The 19,349-nt window shown below is 50.0% G+C and carries 16 protein-coding genes; 5 read left to right on the top strand and 11 right to left on the bottom strand.

Annotated features, from left to right (window positions below; all coding sequences use genetic code 11):
* Positions 1 to 46: 46 nt before the first annotated feature.
* Entirely contained in the window at positions 47 to 1,189 is a 1,143-nt protein-coding gene (gene bshA, locus IEY24_RS20680; RefSeq protein ID WP_188935609.1) for an N-acetyl-alpha-D-glucosaminyl L-malate synthase BshA, read from the top strand.
* A 124-nt stretch (positions 1,190 to 1,313) separates the two neighbouring features.
* The gene (locus tag IEY24_RS20675) at positions 1,314 to 1,571 is read left to right on the top strand and encodes a DUF4834 family protein (protein WP_188935607.1); all 258 of its coding nucleotides are present in this window, start codon (positions 1,314 to 1,316) and stop codon (positions 1,569 to 1,571) included.
* 74 nt (positions 1,572 to 1,645) lie between these two features.
* Here the strand turns inward: IEY24_RS20675 and IEY24_RS20670 are convergent, their stop codons facing one another.
* From IEY24_RS20670 to nuoB, 6 genes are all read right to left on the bottom strand, one after another.
* Positions 1,646 to 5,893, bottom strand: coding sequence for a T9SS type A sorting domain-containing protein (locus IEY24_RS20670; protein ID WP_188935606.1), 4,248 nt, complete (start codon positions 5,891 to 5,893; stop codon positions 1,646 to 1,648).
* A gap of 155 nt (positions 5,894 to 6,048) precedes the next feature.
* Positions 6,049 to 8,892 carry a carbamoyl-phosphate synthase large subunit gene (gene carB, locus IEY24_RS20665; protein ID WP_188935605.1) on the bottom strand — a complete coding sequence of 948 codons (2,844 nt, stop codon included), beginning with the start codon at positions 8,890 to 8,892 and terminating at the stop codon, positions 6,049 to 6,051.
* A gap of 208 nt (positions 8,893 to 9,100) precedes the next feature.
* The gene (locus IEY24_RS20660; RefSeq protein ID WP_188935604.1) at positions 9,101 to 10,921 is read right to left on the bottom strand and encodes a BamA/TamA family outer membrane protein; all 1,821 of its coding nucleotides are present in this window, start codon (positions 10,919 to 10,921) and stop codon (positions 9,101 to 9,103) included.
* Positions 10,922 to 10,982: 61 nt separating this feature from the next.
* Positions 10,983 to 12,662 (bottom strand): hypothetical protein, encoded by a 1,680-nt coding sequence (locus IEY24_RS20655; protein ID WP_229222793.1) that lies wholly within the window; start codon positions 12,660 to 12,662, stop codon positions 10,983 to 10,985.
* Positions 12,663 to 12,760: 98 nt separating this feature from the next.
* The gene (locus tag IEY24_RS20650) at positions 12,761 to 13,303 is read right to left on the bottom strand and encodes an NADH-quinone oxidoreductase subunit C (protein WP_188937265.1); all 543 of its coding nucleotides are present in this window, start codon (positions 13,301 to 13,303) and stop codon (positions 12,761 to 12,763) included.
* Positions 13,304 to 13,312: 9 nt separating this feature from the next.
* Positions 13,313 to 13,843: an NADH-quinone oxidoreductase subunit NuoB gene (gene nuoB / locus IEY24_RS20645; protein ID WP_188935601.1), complete on the bottom strand. Its 531-nt coding sequence runs from the start codon at positions 13,841 to 13,843 to the stop codon at positions 13,313 to 13,315.
* 131 nt (positions 13,844 to 13,974) lie between these two features.
* Between nuoB and IEY24_RS20640 the strand changes: the two genes are divergently transcribed.
* Positions 13,975 to 14,718, top strand: coding sequence for a hypothetical protein (locus IEY24_RS20640; RefSeq protein WP_188935599.1), 744 nt, complete (start codon positions 13,975 to 13,977; stop codon positions 14,716 to 14,718).
* Position 14,719: 1 nt separating this feature from the next.
* On the opposite strand, the gene IEY24_RS20635 is transcribed toward IEY24_RS20640, so the two are convergent.
* Positions 14,720 to 15,055, bottom strand: coding sequence for a helix-turn-helix domain-containing protein (locus tag IEY24_RS20635; RefSeq protein ID WP_188935597.1), 336 nt, complete (start codon positions 15,053 to 15,055; stop codon positions 14,720 to 14,722).
* Between the two features lie 232 nt (positions 15,056 to 15,287).
* On the opposite strand from IEY24_RS20635, the gene IEY24_RS20630 reads away from it, so the two are divergent.
* Complete coding sequence (locus IEY24_RS20630; protein WP_188935595.1) at positions 15,288 to 15,530, top strand: hypothetical protein; 243 nt, start codon at positions 15,288 to 15,290, stop codon at positions 15,528 to 15,530.
* Positions 15,527 to 15,934, top strand: coding sequence for a PIN domain-containing protein (locus IEY24_RS20625; RefSeq protein WP_188935593.1), 408 nt, complete (start codon positions 15,527 to 15,529; stop codon positions 15,932 to 15,934). Before IEY24_RS20630 ends, IEY24_RS20625 begins: the two co-directional genes overlap by 4 nt.
* A gap of 4 nt (positions 15,935 to 15,938) precedes the next feature.
* On the opposite strand, the gene IEY24_RS20620 is transcribed toward IEY24_RS20625, so the two are convergent.
* The 4 genes from IEY24_RS20620 to IEY24_RS20605 all read right to left on the bottom strand — a co-directional run bounded on the left by IEY24_RS20620 (position 15,939) and on the right by IEY24_RS20605 (position 19,349).
* Positions 15,939 to 16,406: an NADH-quinone oxidoreductase subunit A gene (locus IEY24_RS20620; RefSeq protein ID WP_188935591.1), complete on the bottom strand. Its 468-nt coding sequence runs from the start codon at positions 16,404 to 16,406 to the stop codon at positions 15,939 to 15,941.
* A gap of 63 nt (positions 16,407 to 16,469) precedes the next feature.
* Positions 16,470 to 17,351 (bottom strand): sulfite exporter TauE/SafE family protein, encoded by an 882-nt coding sequence (locus IEY24_RS20615; RefSeq protein ID WP_188935589.1) that lies wholly within the window; start codon positions 17,349 to 17,351, stop codon positions 16,470 to 16,472.
* 176 nt (positions 17,352 to 17,527) lie between these two features.
* Positions 17,528 to 18,469, bottom strand: coding sequence for a nitrilase family protein (locus IEY24_RS20610; protein WP_188935587.1), 942 nt, complete (start codon positions 18,467 to 18,469; stop codon positions 17,528 to 17,530).
* A 73-nt stretch (positions 18,470 to 18,542) separates the two neighbouring features.
* Positions 18,543 to 19,349: an AraC family transcriptional regulator gene (locus IEY24_RS20605; RefSeq protein ID WP_188935584.1), complete on the bottom strand. Its 807-nt coding sequence runs from the start codon at positions 19,347 to 19,349 to the stop codon at positions 18,543 to 18,545.

Here is a 19,349-nt window from a genome sequence, read left to right as displayed (position 1 = left end):
TCCGGACGGTTGTTCATCCGGACATTCAACCATTTGCTGACCTATTATGAAAATTGGTATCGTATGCTATCCTACCTTCGGAGGAAGCGGTGTGGTAGCTACCGAGCTTGGAAAAGCGCTTGCGAAAGCCGGCCACCAGGTTCATTTCATTACCTACTCCCAGCCCCAACGGCTGGATTTTTTTAATGAGAACCTCTATTATCACGAAGTAAATATACCCGCCTACCCGTTGTTCCAATACCCGCCTTATGAGTCGGCGCTGTCGAGCGAAATGGTGCATGTAGTAGCCAATGCGGGGCTCGATTTACTTCACGTACATTATGCGATCCCGCACGCGTCGTCTGCATACCTCGCCAAACAGATTCTGGCTGCGCAAGGCATTCACATTCCGGTAATTACGACATTGCATGGCACGGACATTACCCTGGTTGGAAAAGACCCTTCCTACGAGCCGGTGGTGACTTTCAGCATTAATCAATCGGATGGTATTACTGCGGTTTCTGATTCGCTTAAAAAGGACACATACGATCATTTCAAGATCACCAAAGATATTGAAGTGATCCCCAACTTTATCGATCTCGACCGTTTTAACCGCCAGAAAAAGGATCATTTCAAACTCGCCATTTGCCCCAATAACGAGAAGCTGATCGTGCATACCTCCAATTTCAGGAAAGTAAAGAGGATCGACGACGTGATCATGATCTTCGAAAGGCTCCGTAAACTATTGCCGAGCAAGTTGCTCCTCGTAGGCGACGGCCCCGACCGTATGCGGATCGAGCGCCTTTGCAAGGACCTGGATATGCTTTCGGACGTCCGTTTCCTGGGTAAACTCGATGCGATCGAAGAAGTGCTTTCCGTAGCTGACCTGTTCCTGATGCCTTCCGAATCCGAGAGTTTCGGACTGGCCGCCCTCGAAGCCCTGGCCTGCGAAGTACCTATTATTACGTCTAATGCGGGCGGTCTCCCGGAATTGAATGTGCACGGCGTAACCGGTTTCCTGAGTGATGTAGGTGATGTGGAGGATATGGTGAAGCACGCCGCCTACATTCTCGACGATGCTAACCTGCCGACTTTCAAAGCGAACGCGCTGGCTAGGGCCCGCGAATTCGATGTAGCGAAGATCCTGCCGCATTACGAAGCGTATTACGAGCGCGTGGTAGAGAATAGCAAGGCGGTCGATCTGGCATAAAAGCCGCCGGTAATGCGAGAGCGCCGCTCAATGCCCGGTTTCGTCTTTCATGAGGTTTTACTTATATTCGTGTGCTATTTATGCTAGGTTTACGTTATTGATTGAGGTAAAAAATTCTTGAAAAATGAAACTGGTATTTAATATATTATTCATATTCCTGCTCCTGATCGCATTTGTACCGTTTTTCAGACGGTTCCTTTTTCACTTGCTAGTAGGCAGGCAACTGGTCAAGCAACAGGAAAGGGCATTCCGGGCACAACGGCAACAGGAAAAGGCCCGTACCAAGCCAGGAGGCGTTCGGGTCGATAGTACGCCATCAAATGCCAATGACTCTTCGCGGTTCCAGGGCGGTGAATATGTCGACTATGAGGAAGTGAAGTAGAAAATTTTTTAAAATTGATATAATGCAAAAAGCCCGGAGCGATCCGGGCTTTCCTGTTTTGGTATGAATGCGTTTTATTGCTTGATCACCTTGAATGTCGCTTTCCTGCCTTTGGCGTCTATATGAAGCAGGTAAATGCCGGGTGAAAGGTCGCGGATATCAAGTGTCTCCTCGCGCTTGCGGGTTTTGATGGTGCGCACCACATTCCCGTTTTGGCTAATGAGGCGGATGCTTTTTTCAGTGCCGTCCTCCGATCTTATAGCAAGAACATCCTGTGCCGGGTTAGGAGCTACTGTCGCCTGATAGACGGAGACATGCGGTTCGGTGGCGGTGACAATCTCTACCTTCACGATGGAGGGCGAATCAATAATTCCATTGCCGCAGCTGTTGGAGACACGGAACAGGCGGTAGTATTGGCTTGGGGATGCCTGGAAGAGCTCCACGACATCGGTCGGTACACTCGACTGCCGGTTTATGACGTTGGCGTCCGTACCGAACTGGTAATACCACGGACCGCCACCTGAGAGCAAAACGGTTACCTTCGGATTTTTAACCCCATCGAAAATCACGGTCTCGGAGGCAAATTTCGCCCTGGCCTTCTGGCTTACATTCATGGGCGATGCATAGGCGCTGCTGGCGGTATTCGCATCGGAGGCCACAACACGGATTCGGTACAGGATACCAGCCACAAGGTCGGTAGGCATTACTGCCTTAATAGGATTACTGCCCGGAATGGTGGTGATGGCTCGGAAGTTCCGTCCGGTAGTGTCGGATAGCTGAACGGTAAATTGGTTGCCTGCCGAAAACGACCCAGCGGTTTTGTAGCCTATGGCAATGGTATCGCCGGTACAAAGGCCGTAACCGCTGCTGGAAGTTATCGTTGTGACCGTTATGCTGCGTTCGGAAGGAGGATTGACTTCCACCGTCGCAGAGCCGGTGGTTGTACCATTCCCGCAGCCGTTCGTGACGGAAGAAATGGTATAAGTCGTGGTTTTTTGCGGAGACACAGTTACCTGTGCGGTACCCGACGAGTAAACTTCACCTTTGCTTCCGTCGGACAATACAAATTTGTTCACATCGGGGGTTGACTTGTTCGATCTGATTACCAGCGTTGTACTTTCGCCGGCGTTGATGACCGTGTTACCTAAGAGTGTGACGCTGGGTTTGGTGGTCACGTAAACGGAAAGCGTCGACTGGATTTTGTATTTTTCAACGGTACAGATGATCCTGTAATAGCTGCCGGGTAGCGAATTCGGCATTGTTAAGTTTTTTATTCCTTTGAGCGATCTCGTGGAATCGAGCATGATCACGTTTGAGCTGGCTTGATCCGAGATGCCAAACCGGATGTATTCATTAGAAAGATCCACATCTCCGTTCAGCTCGTAGCTGACGGTAACTGTGCCGCCTTCGCACACGCTGCCCGATGGAGAGTACAACGACAGTTTCGGGTTGACGATGACATTGACGGCCCCCGAACCGGTACCATATCCACACACATTGCTCACGGAGCGTATAGAGTATTCCTGGCTTTTTAGCGGATAAGTATACCAGCTCTGGTCCCCGGTGTAAAATTCTTGCCGGGTATTATCGCTGAAAACCGTCGAAATAGGTGCGGTGCCGGTGGTTTTGACTTGCAATGAAATACCTGATCCTGCATCGATACGGATAGGATTCGGTTGGGAATTTCCAGGGGTTAATATGGCGGTCGGGGGCGTGGAGATCTGTACCCCGAGCGGATCCGAAATAGAACCTTCGGAAGACAGCAGGCGGATATTATAGTAGCCGGGCTCCATACCTTTGGGGACGGTGGTTTTGATAATACTGCCCTTTTCGCCGGTAATAATAGTTTGGTATTCAGAACTGCCGCTACGTGCTATTTGCAGCGTAAATGTAGCATTGTCGGATTTCCCTTCCACAATTCCAAAAGGGATACTCAAAGGGGCATCGGCGCAGTAATTCGGCGTATTGTATTGAGAAAACTGAATGCGGTAGGGCATTGCCTGAATGTAGGTCGCGAGATCAACAGGATAAGTTCCACAGGCATTGGTGGCTGACTTAACGATGTAAGTCGAGAGTTCACCGGTTTTTGGGTTTGTTGGTATCGAAGAATTGTACTGGTTGAAAGTGGCAGTCCGTTCTACCCCGTTTTCTGTGTAGACAATGCTTTGAAACTGCGAGTTGGCCGAAAGTGAAAGAATTTGTCCCCACCCTGGGCTCGGGCTGGCAACATACCGCCAGGGTTCTTCGGCCTTGGCCTGTGGATAAAGGTAAAACTGGGTAAGGGGAGATTGCAGACGAATATGTTCCTCATTACTGAAAAGAACGGGGTTTGTAGATGCGATACGAATATCGGTTTCGATGGCGCTGAGCGCCTGAATAGAAAGTTTGATCTTGTATTTACCCTCTTTTTCTACCACACGCAATGCCTGAAAGTTACAGCAAGGAGCGTTAGTTTGAATGGAAAACCTGTTTCCCGCGGTAAACTGCCCTACCGTGCCGAAAGTAATTTCCAGGCTATCGTCACTGCAAATCGCCGTTTTCAAAGGCTCCAGATAAATGCCCGGTTCGGAAGAAGGTGAGACAGTGAGGCGAACATTTCGGGGATTGGTGTTTTTAAAACAACCATTTGCAATGGACTTGATCTTATAATCCATGCTTTCGCGGACAAACAGTTGTTCCACGTCATACACATTGCTATCATACGTTTTGACGGTTCCGTCCTGAGCTTCCACCGTGAACGGCCCTCCGCCCTCAAACTCATAACCGATTTGAACTTTCGTCGGTAGCTTGAATACGAACGTGTTCTGACGGGAGGCGTAGGTCAGGTTGGGCATCGTTTGCACATTCACAGAAGCGATTTGCGACGACATTGCAGGGTTCGTAGTATAGATCTGGAAAGTATAGGATGTTCCTCCTGTACGGTTTGGCAAGGCAAATTCCAGGTATTCGCCCGAGCGTGTAGCATTGTAGGTCTCGTATTGACTGGTATAACCATTATAGACCTGGACCGTAAATTTCGTGGCATCGGTGATTGCAGCGCTCGTAACAAAACGGAGACGGGCGTTGGAACCCGAGCACAACGTCTGAGCGGTATTGCCCTCATAGATACGGATGCCTGGCTTCACTTTAATGCGGACTGTTTCAGGGTTAGTTATTTCCACGGTGCCGCAGCCGGAAGTGACTGATTTAATCCGGTACTCCTGATCAGTGATCGGGAAAATCGGGATATCGATAGTGCCATAGCCGCTTGTACTTTTTGTGCCGTCCGTAAGCTCGACGGTCATGGGCGGAAGGCCCGTGGTATTAATGCCCAGACTGGCAGGCCCGAACTGGGTCAAAGTCTGGCTCGAGGTATTGAAGGTCGCACCGGTTTTGGGCCATAGCGACACCTGAACTGCCGGCCCGGACGATAGAGTGGCAGGGTTGTCGGTAATGATCCGGACCGTGAATTCCTTATTCGTTTTAATTTGAAGTTGCGTCGGAAATGTCGCTACCAGCACGCCGTTGGTCAATGTTGCGGGCGTTTCCACCGTGATCGGGGCATTGCTGGAATAGTATACTTCGGTGAACCGGAGCCGGTAGCGGGTTTGCGCCGTAAAGGGCGTCCCTGCCGTTGAGAACGACACACGCACGTCGCTTCCCTCACAGATCGCACTTGGTGTCACGCCGGCTATCTTGATGGACGTAGCATTGATAACCGGCCGGTAAGTTCCGCTCACCTGCATCGCGCCACAGTTGTTTTCTGCATGTGCAATGGTGTAGCCGGGGAAATTGTCGGGAATGGTAACCGTATGCTGGGCGGAAGACGGTATTGAGTAGCTTGATAAGTTGAGTCTGGTGCTGTCGTTCAATGTCACGCGGGCATCTCCGACGCTGTTCCATCCAAAAAGGATTGATGCGTTATCGAAAGCATTTAAGGTATCCGTTTTATTTTCCGGATTGAGAATAATGCGTCCCTTAGTGTACATCTGTATGCTGCCAGACCATACGCTTTCTGTTTTCGGAGATGATGCAATGGCCCTGAACTGCACATAGCTTCCTGCAAAGTTCGCCGAATCTTTCAAGGTAAATTCTAGCCTGCCATTGACCAGCACTGCCGGGACGTCGGTCACGGTCGACGAATACTCGCTTTTCCTGATCTGGACAGAAAACTTGTTGTCTGCGCCGAATGTCCCGGTCGTTGTGATACCGAGCCGGTAAGTGGAGTTTATACAGATGTTCGAAGAATTATCGTAACTGAGACTAATGGTAGCTGTTTGTGCAAATGCAGTAAAATGAACACAAAGCCACATTGCAAGAATGCAAGCGTAAAACTTAGACATGTAGGGGAGTGGTTACAATTAATTCCCGAAAATAGTACATTATGCAGAATATCTGAGGGCATGTGACCACTATTTTATTCCTGTTTACAAAACCTGATTAACGCAAAAAGCCCCGGATTATTCCGGGGCTTTGCACTTTGCTTCAAGAGCTATATTTACCGGCTCAGGTAAAGATTCCTTTCGCCGTAAATTTTCTGAAAAAACTCGTCTTCCAGATCCTTGATGAAATAGATCGCTTCACCGGTCGATTTCATTTCAGGGCCGAGTTCCTTGTTTACATTCGGGAATTTGTTGAACGAGAACACAGGGATCTTGATCGCCCAGCCTTCTTTTACTGGTTTGAAGTCGAAATCCTTCACCTTTTTGTCGCCAAGCATCAGCTTGGTTGCGTAGTTCACATAAGGTTCCTGGTAGGCCTTGCAAATGAACGGAACGGTACGCGATGCACGCGGGTTGGCCTCGATCACATACACGACGCCCTCTTTCACCGCGAATTGTACGTTGATCAACCCCTTCACGTTCATCGCCAACGCGATTTTGCGGGTATGCTCCTCGATCTGGCGAATTTCGTCGGCCGTGAGGTCAAAAGGAGGCAATGCGGCGTGCGAGTCACCGGAGTGGATACCCGCTGGTTCGATATGCTCCATGACACCGATAATGTAAGCGTCTTCACCGTCGCAGATCGCATCAGCTTCCGCTTCCAATGCACCTTCGAGGAAGTGGTCGAGGAGGATATTGTTGTCCGGAATGTCGTGAAGGATTTTCACCACGTGTTGTTCCAGCTCCTTCTCGTTGATCACGATCTTCATGCTCTGGCCACCCAAAACGTAGCTTGGACGAACCAGCAGCGGGAAGCCGAGCGTGCGGGAAAGTTCAACCGCAGCGTCGGAGCTTCTTACAGTACCGAATTTCGGGAATGGGATGCCCAATTCTTCGAGCAATGACGAGAACCGCCCGCGGTCCTCAGCCCAGTCGAGCGAGTGGTAGCTGGTACCGATGATTTTCACACCATATTTTTCCAGTTTCTCAGCCATTTTCAAGGCTGTCTGACCACCAAGCTGAACGATTACGCCCTCAGGCTTTTCGTGCTCGATTATGTCGAAAACGTGCTCCCAGAAAACCGGTTCGAAATACAGTTTGTCGGAAATATCCGGGTCGGTCGAAACGGTTTCAGGGTTACAATTGATCATGATCGTTTCGTAACCGGCTTCCTTCGCTGCCAAGACACCGTGTACGCAAGAGTAGTCGAATTCGATACCCTGGCCGATCCGGTTTGGTCCCGAGCCGAGCACGACAACCTTTTTGCGGTCGCTTACAATCGACTCGTTGTCTGGGAACTCCTGCGAGGTATTGAAAGTGGAGTAGTAGTAAGGTGTTTTTGCTTCGAATTCAGCTGCACAGGTATCAACGCATTTGTATACACGCTTGATGCCCAGTGCTTTCCGGCGGTCGTAAACCTTGCTTTCCTTCGTGCCGATCAAATGGGCGATCTGGCGGTCGGCGTAGCCTTTTTGTTTCGCTGTCAAAAGCAAATCCTTCGGCAGGTCTTCTAGGTCGAATTTCTCGATTTCGTGTTCCAGCTCGATCAGCTCTTCGATCTGGCGGAGGAACCACGCGTCTATTTTAGTGAGGTTCTGGATCGTTTTGAACGACAGACCTATTTTGAATGCATCGTAAATATGGAACAGGCGGTCCCAGCTCGGGTGTGCAAGGCTGTGCTTGATAGCCTCCTGGTCGCGCAACTCGCGGCCGTCGGCGCCAAGTCCGTTCCGGCGGATTTCCAGTGACTGACAAGCCTTTTGCAATGCCTCCTGGAAGTTACGTCCGATACCCATTGCTTCACCAACGGATTTCATTTGAAGACCCAGTGAGCGGTCGGCACCTTTGAATTTATCGAAGTTCCAGCGCGGAACTTTCACGATCACATAGTCGATCGAAGGTTCGAAGAATGCGGAAGTACTGCCGGTGATCGGGTTGATGAGCTCGTCGAGGTCGTAGCCGATCGCCATTTTCGCAGCGATTTTCGCGATAGGGTAACCAGTCGCTTTCGAAGCCAATGCCGAAGAACGCGATACGCGCGGGTTGATCTCGATCGCGATGATCTTGTCGTCAGCCGGGTTTACCGAGAATTGTACATTACAGCCACCCGCAAACTTGCCGATACCGTTCATCATCTTGATCGAAAGGTCGCGCATTTGCTGGTATAATGTGTCGGGAAGCGTCATCGCCGGTGCAACCGTGATACTGTCGCCGGTATGTACACCCATCGGGTCGAAGTTCTCGATCGAACAGATGATGATGAAGTTCCCTTTGCTGTCGCGGAGGAGTTCGAGCTCGTATTCCTTCCAGCCCATTACACTTTGCTCCACCAGTACCTCGTGTACAGGTGACGCGTGCAAGCCGTAGTTCAGCGCTTTGTCGAAATCTTCTTCTTTTTCCACAAATCCACCTCCCGTACCACCAAGGGTGAATGAAGGGCGGATTACCAGCGGGAAGCCGATTTCCTGAGCGATCTCTTTTCCTTCAAGGAAAGAGCGGGCTGTGCGGCCCTTGCATACGTTCACGCCCAGTTCGAGCATTTTCAAGCGGAATTTCTCCCGGTCCTCGGTCGTTTCGATCGCTTTGATGTCCACACCGATAATGTCAATATCATACTTTTTCCAGATACCTGCTTTGTCACAGTCAATAGCCAGGTTCAGCGCCGTTTGGCCACCCATTGTGGGAAGCACCGCGTCGATGGGCCTGCCCAACGCCTTGTGTTTTTCCAGAATTTCAACGATGTACTTCTTTTCCAGCGGCAGCAGGTACACATGATCTGCACTGATAGGGTCAGTCATGATTGTTGCAGGATTGGAGTTGATCAGAACTACCTCAATCCCTTCTTCTCGCAGCGAACGGGCTGCCTGAGAGCCGGAATAGTCAAACTCGCACGCCTGACCGATAACGATGGGGCCTGAACCGATAATCAGAACGGATTTGATACTCGTATTTTTGGGCACAGTAAATGGTAATTTGTAGAAATGAAGGAAATACTTGAACAACTTTTGGCAGTTGCCTGACGATTCCGAGCAGGGGTACGTCCAAAAATTCCACAAAGTTAATTCTCATATCCGAAAAAGGACAGGATGTGGCTTGAAATAAGTGTAAATTTTTGAAATTTGTGTGTATCTAATTATTAATCAGGTATTTATAAAACGAATTTGTGCGCTACTGAAAGGGTGCAATGGCCGGAGCGGAGATGTCGAAGTCGCGCAGGCGCAGCGGAACGTTGCCCGAAGTAGCGAAACGGGTAGGCGAGGAGAGCTCGGGGATATTGAGGTAATATCCGAAGCGCAACTGCAGGGTATTGAAAGCCAGGTTTTCATTCCGGAGGCGTAATCCGAGCCCGTACCCCTGGTAAAGCGGGCTCTTCCAAAGGTGCGGCACGCCATTCACCAACCCGATGTCTGCGAATACGAAATAGGCAATCCGGAAACCTAACAAGCTTTTGTCGGAGAAAAACACGGTTTCGGTGCCGATGGTCAGCTTTTTTGTTCCGATGAGCCGGTCGTTATTGATGCCCCGTATTCCCTGGTCGCCACTGATATTGAGGTAATCGAGGGGGTCCCGGTTGATCCCTTTTGCGAACCTTATATTGACAAACTGCCGGAAGAAGCTGTACCGGAACGGGATCAGGTTGCTGATATAGTTGATCTCTGCGCTGATCACCCCCTGTTGTGCCGTCCCGTTTTTGGAATACGTGCCCAAATTGGCCAGTGTGTACATGTATCCCAGATTATGCGGCAGGTACTTGCCCGTAGCGAACTGAATGCCGCCATAGCCGCGCGCTCCGAACTCGGTACTTTCGCGCCCGATCGTTAATGCAAAAAGGCTGCCCACCGGCACGTCTTCCGTCCGCCCGAAGCCGTAGATTAAAACGTCCCGCTTATAGTTCCTGTTTGAAAACCCGAGGCTGATGAGCGTCGCCGTGCGATTCCAGTAATTCTTGTTGAGGTTGGGCGCTACCTCCGGGCGCTCATCGTAATTGTATTTGTTATGCCTGAATGCGGTCACGATCCGCGAGTTCTGGGCGAGTTTGCTGTCGGGAAAGGGGAACTTGAACGACCGCCCGATCCAGACATCGTAGTATTTGTAGTCGGTGCGCAAAAGTCGCAATGAATCGGTGGTTTCGACCTCCCGTTTGTACTGCCGCGTATTATAATGCCCGAGTTCCAGGGCACCTGCGTATTTGGTCTCCGTGGTAATGAAGCGACGGTACATCCGCACCGATTGTTCTTTCAAATCACGCTCGAAAATGAAGCTGGCCTGGGCCGTAATGAAGGTTTTGCCAATGTAGGGCACCGTGTAAATGGCCCTGAACTGGAAAGTCGAATCCCATTTGATGGCCGTTCGCTGTGAGTGCGTAGTCCCGCGGACATTGATGTTTTCCAGCCCGAGCCTGAATTTTTTGAACGAACTGAAACTGCCTGAAAAATTGAGCGACCAGGAGTCCTGTATCAGCACCATGATGTCGGCCATCCAGGTTACGTCCTTTCGCGGTATAACAATGATACGCGCATCGACAAACATTCTGTTGGCACGCAACAAACGTTCCGTATCCTTTAATACATGCGCCTGGATGTCGTCGCCCTCCGAAAATAGCAGGAATGACTTTCGGATAATCCCTTCCCGGGTGTTGGTATGGACACTTTTACTTAAAAACCTTTCGAGCTGGTTTCCTTTCCGGGTGGTATCGTAAACCGATTCGCCGAGGATATTGAGCTGCCTGACGTAAATCTTCCGGATGACCATTCCCTCGTAAGGCGTAAACGGGTTCGTCTCGATTTCCTTCACCTCGGTCACCTTTCCCTGGTTGTATACATCCCTGAACAAGAGCCGGTAAACCGCGCGCGAAAACTTGGTTTTTGACATCCGCGCTTTGAGATTGGTGTAGCGGATACTGTCGCGGCTGTGCATTTCCAAGCTGTCGGGGTTTTGAGCCGACGCGGCGAAGGAAAGCATCAGAAACAACAGCAAATATCTACACATGGACTATCCGGATTCCAAATCAACTGTTTCTTAACGCAAACGCACCAATGCGAGGTATAACTTACTGCTGGCTGACCTCAATCAGTGCCTTGGCCGTCTTTTCCGTTTCGCTTGGTGCCGGAGCATTTTTAGTGGCAAACTTGCCGTTCGGCCTCACAATGGAGAATGTCGCGAAATCAAGCGGATTGAGCCTGAACAGCAAGTCCATCGCCTGACTGTCGTTTATCGACATATGAATGCCTTTTAACCTGTGTCTGACGATGTATTGCCTGAGAATAGCGTCGGAAACGGTATAATCGTCGGTAGAAAAATGCACGAACAAAAACACAATATCTTCGGGCACCCTGGCTTGCAAGGCAGGTATGAAATCCAGTTCTTCACGGCTTTTGGCATCCTCGATATTCCATTTGACGATGTATACGGTTTTCCCTTTCAGGCCATCCATAATGCCGTTGAACCAGGAAGTTCCCCGGTCGTTTGAAGCGGTAAGGTAGTAGCCGGGCAACGCTTCTGCCGGCGCGGTCCGCACATTTTTGAAATCCACCAGTTTCCTGATATTCGCGCTGTCTTTAACTTCCAGCTGTACAATTTCGTCGAGCGATTGCTTGAACTGCGAAATACCTGTCCGGGATTTAATATGGTTATTGAGCAGCAACTGTTGCGGGTAGGTGTATTTGTAAAGATTTTTGGCGAGGTAACGGACTTTGAGGAATTCGGTAGCCGTACTGTCGAACAGATCTCCGTAAATGCGGCTCTCTCGTTCATAGTTAAACAACAGGTTTAAAACCAATTCATTACGTGCGAAAAGTTTGTTCATAAAATCGAGTTCTCCCTTTTCGGCAAGGCCATTTGCTGTGATTTGGTTTAAATGCTGGCGATCGTCTGCCGAAAGGTTTTTCGAATTATCACGGATCAGCGCCGCCATGAGTTTCACTGGCAGAGAGTTCGTCCGGCTCGGATTATCAAATTTTTTACCCTCCACCAGCTGATCCGCGTAGTTGCCAAACCGGTTCGCCCATATCACCCGTTGCCCGGTCAGCGGAGCCCGGTCAAGCCGTTTCAGGCTGTCGAGCAATGCCTTGCTGATCTGATATTGATTTCCCATTGCGTGTTCGTATAAAATCTGCAATTGCTCTTCGTCCGTCACTGACCTGACCCAGTTATACAACACGGGCGATGCCACCGTGTTCTGTGTAGCCGCTTTCACCGATCCAAGCCGAAATTCACCGCGGCTTTCCGCGATAAAGCGGGCATCGGAAGGGCTTTTCTCCCAGAATGACTTGAAAAATTCCGTACCCAAAGTCCTGCTGCTATTCAACCGCTGGTTTTCGGCAGCCAGGTATAAAGGATATTGATTATTGGCATCGGCATTGGCACCGGCGAAGTAAAACAGCTTTTTGGCCTTGCCGATTGAATCCCCGTTGAAGGTTATCTCAACAGTTCCCGGTGACCCGAGAAAGGTCGTGAATGCCTTTCCGGCGTAGTCCACATAGATTTCTTCCTGCGGGAATAGCATGGGAAGCGATACGCGAAAACTGCCGTCGGCCTGCAAATCGGCCTGTTTGCTCAACTCCGACTGCGGTTGCAGGATGTTATTACGTGAAAAAGTAATGAAAGGAGCCTGGCGGTAAAGCCTGCCGTTGAGATTATTGATCCGACCCTTTATAATGAGGGAATCGGTGAGTGCGAATGCTGATTGCAAAAAGCCGAGGAAGAGGGCCGTCAGTAGGATGAAGCGCATGCGGGTGATCATTAAAATTTGGTAACGAAAAATAATGAGGCTTTTTCATGCTACCAAATATGTGCCATTATTTGCCCGAATGCACTGACACTATATTGTTACACTCTGTCGGGGTCGGAGGAAGGTTCCAGGACCTTACCGTCTTCATAGCGGACGTAAATGCCGTGGTATCTTTCCTGTGCATTGTAATCCTTTCGAAGCGGATGCCCTTCCCAGTCCTCTGGAAGTAAGATCCGTCGCAGGTCGGGATGCCCATCGAAGGTGATGCCCATCAGGTCGAATGCCTCGCGCTCATGCCAGTCGGCTGTGCGCCAGATGTGACTCACTGTCGGTACGGAAGGTAAAGTGCCTTCGGCCGTATTTCTTGCAAAGACCGTTTTCAAGGCCAGGTCCGATCCGTAGGGGATCGAGGTGAGGTTATAAATCAGCTCCATCGTGTCGGCAGCGACGCCATGATCGATTGCCGTAATGCAGGCCAGGTAATCGAAATAGCATCTTTCGTCTTCATGCAAAAACCGGCAGATAGCCGCAATACCCTGCGCAGGTACTATTAATGCGGGTTGCAGGTTTTTAGTGTCCGGCGAAATAGCGTATTCCGGGAACTGACTGGTAACGATATCGGTGATTTCCTGAAAAGTGATCATAAGGGATTAGGATAAAACGGCTTGCTGGCCTGCGGCTTCCATTTCAAGAAACAGTTGGGGAGCGGCTTCCTGCTTGCCGCGGATTTTCTCCTGCAACTTCATAAAGCCGCCGATAAGCGCTTCGGGGCGGGGTGGACACCCGGGCACATATACATCCACAGGAATAATGCGGTCGACGCCCTTCACCACGTGGTAACCATGTTCCCAGTACGGACCGCCGCAGTTGGAGCAGCTTCCCATCGAGATCACATAACGCGGCTCCGGCATTTGCTCGTATAGCCTGCGGATGCGGTCGGCCATTTTGAAGGTAACGGTTCCGGCCACAATCATCACGTCCGACTGCCGCGGCGAAGGCCGTGGCATAATCCCGAAACGTTCTAGGTCGTAATTGGCCGCGTAGGTAGCCATCATCTCAATCGCACAGCACGCCAAACCAAAGCCCATTGGCCATAAAGACGACAGACGGGCCCAATTCATCAGGTCCTCCGCATTGGTCAGGATAATGCCTCCGTCGCCGGTTTTTATTCGCTCGCTCATGAATATTTTAAAGATGCCGGATTTTGGTACGGATATTGCTTGAAAATGCTATATCCACCTGCAAAACTAACCATATTTGGCAAGAATCGGTTTCAGGCGGCGTTACAAAACAAACACAACACTTCAACTATATGAAACATAAACTACTCATCAGTTTCCTGTTTTCGGCCTTTTGCATCGGAACGGCGTCGGCCCAGTCCGATTCCACCGTCAGGATCTTCAAAACCGGCATGGCGGTTTACGTAGAATTGGGGGCGCTTCCCAACAACAAAACCTTGCGTGACCAGCTTTCGCGCCTTCAGGTAAAGCCGTTTACTTCGTTCATGGGCAATCTCGTGCTCGCACGTCGCACAGAATCAGAAAAATGGTTCTCGGAAACCAGAATCATCGTCATGAATAGTACCAATTACACCTCAGACCGTGACACGCGAAAGGCATACCTGAACGGCTTGGGCATCGGTACCGACGGTGGCCCGAAGCTCGTGAACAACGCGCGCTGGAACGTTACCATACCGATCGGCGCCGATTTTATGGTGTACAGGCTGAACATCAAGAGCAATGCTTCCGTGTCCGCGCAACAGCTGTTTAACAACCCATCGGCCTATCAGGCCGTGAAACTCTATACCGCCAATATTAATCTGCACGGCGGTATCGGGGTTGATTATAAAATGGATTTCTTGCCTAAAATCCACGAAAAAGTGTATCTGAGTGGCAAACTGACCTATCATCAGCCCATTCTCGGAAGGCGCAAATGGAAAGGCGACAACGTTACGGTCGACGATCTGTCACGGTTGAAAGTAAACCAGCTTTATGTACAGCTTGGACTCGTGTTCTTCCCGCGCCCACACATGAAGAAATGGAGCGGAATGCACTAGGTCACGCGCCTTTCTTTTCGGCCAGCAGCGTACGTAACTGGTTTTCGAGTATTTTAATGTAAGTGTCCTTATCCATTTCGCTCAGCGATTCAGGCGAAAAATGCGCCACTGGAATGTCGCGAACGATTTGTTGCACAGGACGGTCGGTGATTAGCTCCGGCACCGTAGTGCTAAGGATTTCGGAGAGCCGTTTGAGGGTATTGACAGTGGGAGTGGCGTGTCCGTTTTCCAGCTCGTCGTATTGTTCTTCACTGATTTCGAGCGACGATGCCATGTTGGCCGTAGAAAATCCTTTTCTTTCCCGCTTTGTACGCAGGTTTTTTGCAAAAGCTTCCATATTGTTTTGTTGATGATGACGGAATGGTAACAAACCCGAAAAGTCGGCATTTTTTAAGTAACTGTCAATATAATTCAACAAAACAACCAAGCCATTCGATAATTTATGAGGTTGTTTATCAGAAAGTTATATATCTAAGGGGTTTGGAAAATACGAAGTTGTGCAATTCGTGGTTTTCCTGTAAATTGGAACCCGGGCCAATTGATTAGAGTTTTTCTTGAAAATGTAAATTATGGCACATTCGATCACCATTGAAACTCAAAGCGATAATGATTTTGCCTTGCTCAAAGGCCTTGCAGAAAGGCTGGGCCTGCCGGTGAAGGAAAGTCATGGATCTGAAGTGGCAGGAAGTACAGACCAGTATGCCGCGTTGAAGAGATTTGCAGGTAGCTGGCGAGGGGAAGAAACAGCTGAGGAACTGGAAGCCATCATTTATAATGCCCGCCACGATCAGCAACGCGACATAGAATTATGAGCTATCTTCTGGATACAAATATTTGTATTCACCTGTTCAAGGGGCATGAAGATCTCGAACGTAAAATAGAAGCAGTCGGGATCAGTTCTTGTTTTTTATCAGAAATCACGATTTTGGAGTTGATGTACGGTGTGGAAAACAGTGCGTCAAACCGACGTGAGGCTAACCGCGAAAACCTCAATTGGCTAAGGGCTGCATTTGCAGGCCGAATATTGCTGATAGGACAATGCTTTAACGAATATGCACGGCAGAAAGTCACTCTCAGGCAGGCCGGGCTTCCGACGGGGGAATTTGATTTGCTGATAGGATCTACAGCAATCGCCCACAATCTAACGCTGGTCACCCGTAATACGCGGGATTTTAAGAATCTGGTCCAGCTGAGGTTGGAAAACTGGATTGACTAGTTACCTACTTCTTATACCGTTCATTCACTTTCGCATACAAATCCGCGGGAACGGGGGACTTAACTTCTGGAATTTGTGGTTTGGGGAGAACCCAGTCGAGATAGCCTTTTGCCCAGGCGTAGGCGAGGCCGAGGATGAGGATGCCGATGAAAACGGTCATCTCGGCCATTGCAAACCAGCCCCATTGACCTTCGGTTTGTTCGATTAGTTCTTTATTTCCGAAAACGACCGCCCAGGGGAAAAGGAACAGTAACTCGACTTCAAACAAAACAAAAATCAGGGCTACGACGTAAAACCGCACGTTGAACTGGATGTTCGCGTTGCCAAGCGGGTCTTCACCGGATTCGTACGTGGTTAATTTTTCTTCATTGGGATTATGCGGGCGAAGGAACTTCGCGATGGTTAGCATAACGCCGAGCAATATCAGCGCGGCGATGATGAAGAGCAGGATATAACCAAAATCGGTGAGCATAATAATGTGCCTGTTTTGTGCAAAACTAGGCAAATTGCGCCGGATATCGCGAAAAGGCAGCTATTAAATGCTCAGCAGGATGGTGCGGATGCTAAGGCCGATCACCAGTACACCCACGAGCAGCATGAGCGGCTTGCGGTTGATCTTGCCCACGAGCATGGCGCCGAACGGAGCGGCCATTACGCCACCGACAATCAGTCCCAAAACAACTTTCCAGCTGTCGACACCCGTAAAAAGCATAAAAGTGATACCGCTGGCGAAAGCCACGGCGAATTCGGCAGCATTCACCGATCCGATCGTGTAACGTGGATCGCGGCCTTGGCCGAGCAGGGTAGAAGTAACGATCGGTCCCCAGCCACCGCCGCCAATCGAATCGAGGAAACCGCCTGTTGCAGCCAGGATGCTGATACGTTTGGTTTTGTTTTTAACAAAGTTCTTCTGCAGCGCCTTGCGGATGATGATCACGCCGAGTACCAACATGTAAAAAGCAATAAATGGCTTGATGACGTTGCCGTCGATGACATCAGACAGTAGGTAGGCGCCTGTAATTGAGCCTAATACGCCGGGTATAAGCAGGCTTTTAAACAGTTTTTTGTTGATATTCTTAAAACGGAAATGCGAGATTGCGGAGGCGCCGGTTGTGAACATTTCTGCGAAATGCACGCTTGCGCTGCTTACCGCGGGCGTGACGCCGAGGCTCAGCAAAAACGAGTTGGAAGTTACGCCATAAGCCATTCCCAATGCCCCGTCCACGAGCTGCGCCGCCAGGCCCACCAGCACGTACAACGCAAATTCGCCTGTCAGGAAGCCGGTAACCTCTTCGGTGTTGACGCTGATGACGCCATTGGTCAGGAGCAGCCCCAGCAGCAGCAGAATGGCCGCAGCCGGAACAATATACCAGGTCGGCGACGAGGGCAGTTTAAGCGAGAGCACTTTGGCAAGCATTACCGTGAATTTTAGAATTGTGGAATATAGAGTTTACAAAAATAGCAAAACTATTTAATCTACGTAATTGATAGATTATTAAATTTTACTTAAAACCCTGAATCGTTGCTTGCCAATTGGCTCGTTTACACTCTGATGAAGATTATTTACTGGGTCGATTCAACCAATTTAGGTTTTTATAGCCAAACGACCCTTTGCTCAGAAACATGACCCTGTCCGAGAATATCCCGGTAAAGCTCCGGCCTGCGGGCCTGAATGTAACGATGACCACCCGCTTGCTGCAGTTTCTCGGGTGTCAGTGTGGCGACGGTGAAATCGTTGTCGAGTTTCCGGCATTCGGCGATGATGTCTCCGAATGGATCCAGGATCATGGAACAGCCGTTTTTAAGCTGGTCGTCGTCCATTCCGATCGGATTTGAGAAAATAGCATAAACGGCATTGTCGTAAGCACGGGCGGGGAGCCATTTCATGAGCCAGGCCCTGCCTTTAAGGCCGTCGAACTCCTGGCGAAGCGAGGTCGGATCGGCTTCGCGATTGTGCCAAAGGGCAGGGTCGACAAATCCGGCTCCCGGGCGCGTGGAGGGGGTGCACATGGTAACATGAGGCATGAAAATGACGTCGGCACCCAGCAATTTCGTAGCTCGGACGTTCTCGATAATGTTGTTGTCGTAGCAAATGAGCATGCTGCATTTCCAGCCAAAAAGGTCAAAAATTACATATTCATTGCCAGGGGTGAGGTGCGGATTAATGAATGGGTGCAGTTTCCGATACTTCGCAACAAGGCCGTTTTGGTCGACACAAACGTAGCCCTTGTACATATTATCGTTGGCATCTTTCTCGAACAAACCCGCAAGGACCACAATATGATGCTCCGCCGCAATGTCCTGCAAGGCGCGAATGCTGGGACCGTCGGGAATAGGTTCGGCGACTTCGAGCAGCTGCTCGCGTGATAGTTGCCGCGCAAATGTGTAGCCGGTGATCGAGCATTCATGGAATGCAATGACGTCTGCACCTGCTTTGGACGCATCTCCTGCGAGCTGGCGGATTACGCTAAGGTTGTACGCTTTGTCGCCGCTTTTGTTTTCAAACTGGGCTGTTGCAATTCTGATCGGTTTCATAGCTTCGCTTTTTTACTCAAAAGTAAATGCACGGATCGCACATGTATTGTACAAACCCGACAAGCGGCGAAAACTAATGAGCGAGGCGGATCAAATTGGCGGCGAGGACATTCGGAGGGCTGAGGTACTGGCCGGGCGTGAGCCCCGACAGCCCCTTCATCTCGCGGATAAGATGTGCCTGGTCGAAGAAGCCGGATTCACAGGCTATCCCGGCTAAGGACAAATCGCCGGATCTTTTTCGCAGCATTCGCAGCGCGTATTGCAGGCGCGTGATGCCTGCGTAGCGTTTCGGCGAGATACCGATATGTTCTTCAAATTTGCGTTGAAGCTGGCGTTCTGTCGTGCCGGTTAACGCGGCTAGCCGTGCGACCGGAACCAGGCCATTTTGAGTATGGATAATGTTAACGACATGGGTTACCAGGGCATTACTGCTATTGAAATCCGCCAATTGGGACAATAAAAATCGCTCCGCCGCCCGGATTTTATCATGAATGACAAATGAAGTGGCGATTTCATCATTTACTAAGGCCACATCGGTTTTGAAACAATCTTCGCATCCGACTATCTGGTTTCGCAACTCCGACGCTGGCATTTTAAGCAATGCCGCTGCCCCGAAAGGATGAAGTACGGCAATGAGCAACCGGATGCTTCCCTGTGCCCAAACGTTGCGGTATCTATCGAGCTGACCGTATAAAAAGCAGGCAGGCAGGCTTGCAGACGCTGAATGCATTTCATTTTGATAAAAAAGCGCGTCGCCATAATTGAACACCACTCCCGTGTTTCCATCCGAAAATATCCGCATAGCCGATTTCGCGTCACTTTCTATGACCAGAAAATGCCGCACAATGCCGGAAAGGAGGGGTGTCGGTTTGATCTGCAT

This window comes from Dyadobacter endophyticus (assembly GCF_014641595.1).
GTDB classification, from domain to species: Bacteria; Bacteroidota; Bacteroidia; order Cytophagales; family Spirosomataceae; genus Dyadobacter; species Dyadobacter endophyticus.
Note: the sequence above shows the minus strand (reverse complement) of the source record. Positions and strands in the feature narration are given on the sequence as shown.

Bases quoted from the DNA above. Each gene is read 5' to 3' on its own strand.
- bshA (WP_188935609.1), top strand. From the start codon at position 47: ATGAAAATTGGTATCGTATGCTATCCTACCTTCGGAGGAAGCGGTGTG.
- IEY24_RS20675 (WP_188935607.1), top strand. From the start codon at position 1,314: ATGAAACTGGTATTTAATATATTATTCATATTCCTGCTCCTGATCGCA.
- IEY24_RS20670 (WP_188935606.1), bottom strand. From the start codon at position 5,893: ATGTCTAAGTTTTACGCTTGCATTCTTGCAATGTGGCTTTGTGTTCAT.
- IEY24_RS20660 (WP_188935604.1), bottom strand. From the start codon at position 10,921: ATGTGTAGATATTTGCTGTTGTTTCTGATGCTTTCCTTCGCCGCGTCG.
- IEY24_RS20655 (WP_229222793.1), bottom strand. From the start codon at position 12,662: ATGCGCTTCATCCTACTGACGGCCCTCTTCCTCGGCTTTTTGCAATCA.
- nuoB (WP_188935601.1), bottom strand. From the start codon at position 13,843: ATGAGCGAGCGAATAAAAACCGGCGACGGAGGCATTATCCTGACCAAT.
- IEY24_RS20640 (WP_188935599.1), top strand. From the start codon at position 13,975: ATGAAACATAAACTACTCATCAGTTTCCTGTTTTCGGCCTTTTGCATC.
- IEY24_RS20635 (WP_188935597.1), bottom strand. From the start codon at position 15,055: ATGGAAGCTTTTGCAAAAAACCTGCGTACAAAGCGGGAAAGAAAAGGA.
- IEY24_RS20630 (WP_188935595.1), top strand. From the start codon at position 15,288: ATGGCACATTCGATCACCATTGAAACTCAAAGCGATAATGATTTTGCC.
- IEY24_RS20625 (WP_188935593.1), top strand. From the start codon at position 15,527: ATGAGCTATCTTCTGGATACAAATATTTGTATTCACCTGTTCAAGGGG.
- IEY24_RS20620 (WP_188935591.1), bottom strand. From the start codon at position 16,406: ATGCTCACCGATTTTGGTTATATCCTGCTCTTCATCATCGCCGCGCTG.
- IEY24_RS20615 (WP_188935589.1), bottom strand. From the start codon at position 17,351: ATGCTTGCCAAAGTGCTCTCGCTTAAACTGCCCTCGTCGCCGACCTGG.
- IEY24_RS20610 (WP_188935587.1), bottom strand. From the start codon at position 18,469: ATGAAACCGATCAGAATTGCAACAGCCCAGTTTGAAAACAAAAGCGGC.
- IEY24_RS20605 (WP_188935584.1), bottom strand. From the start codon at position 19,349: ATGCAGATCAAACCGACACCCCTCCTTTCCGGCATTGTGCGGCATTTT.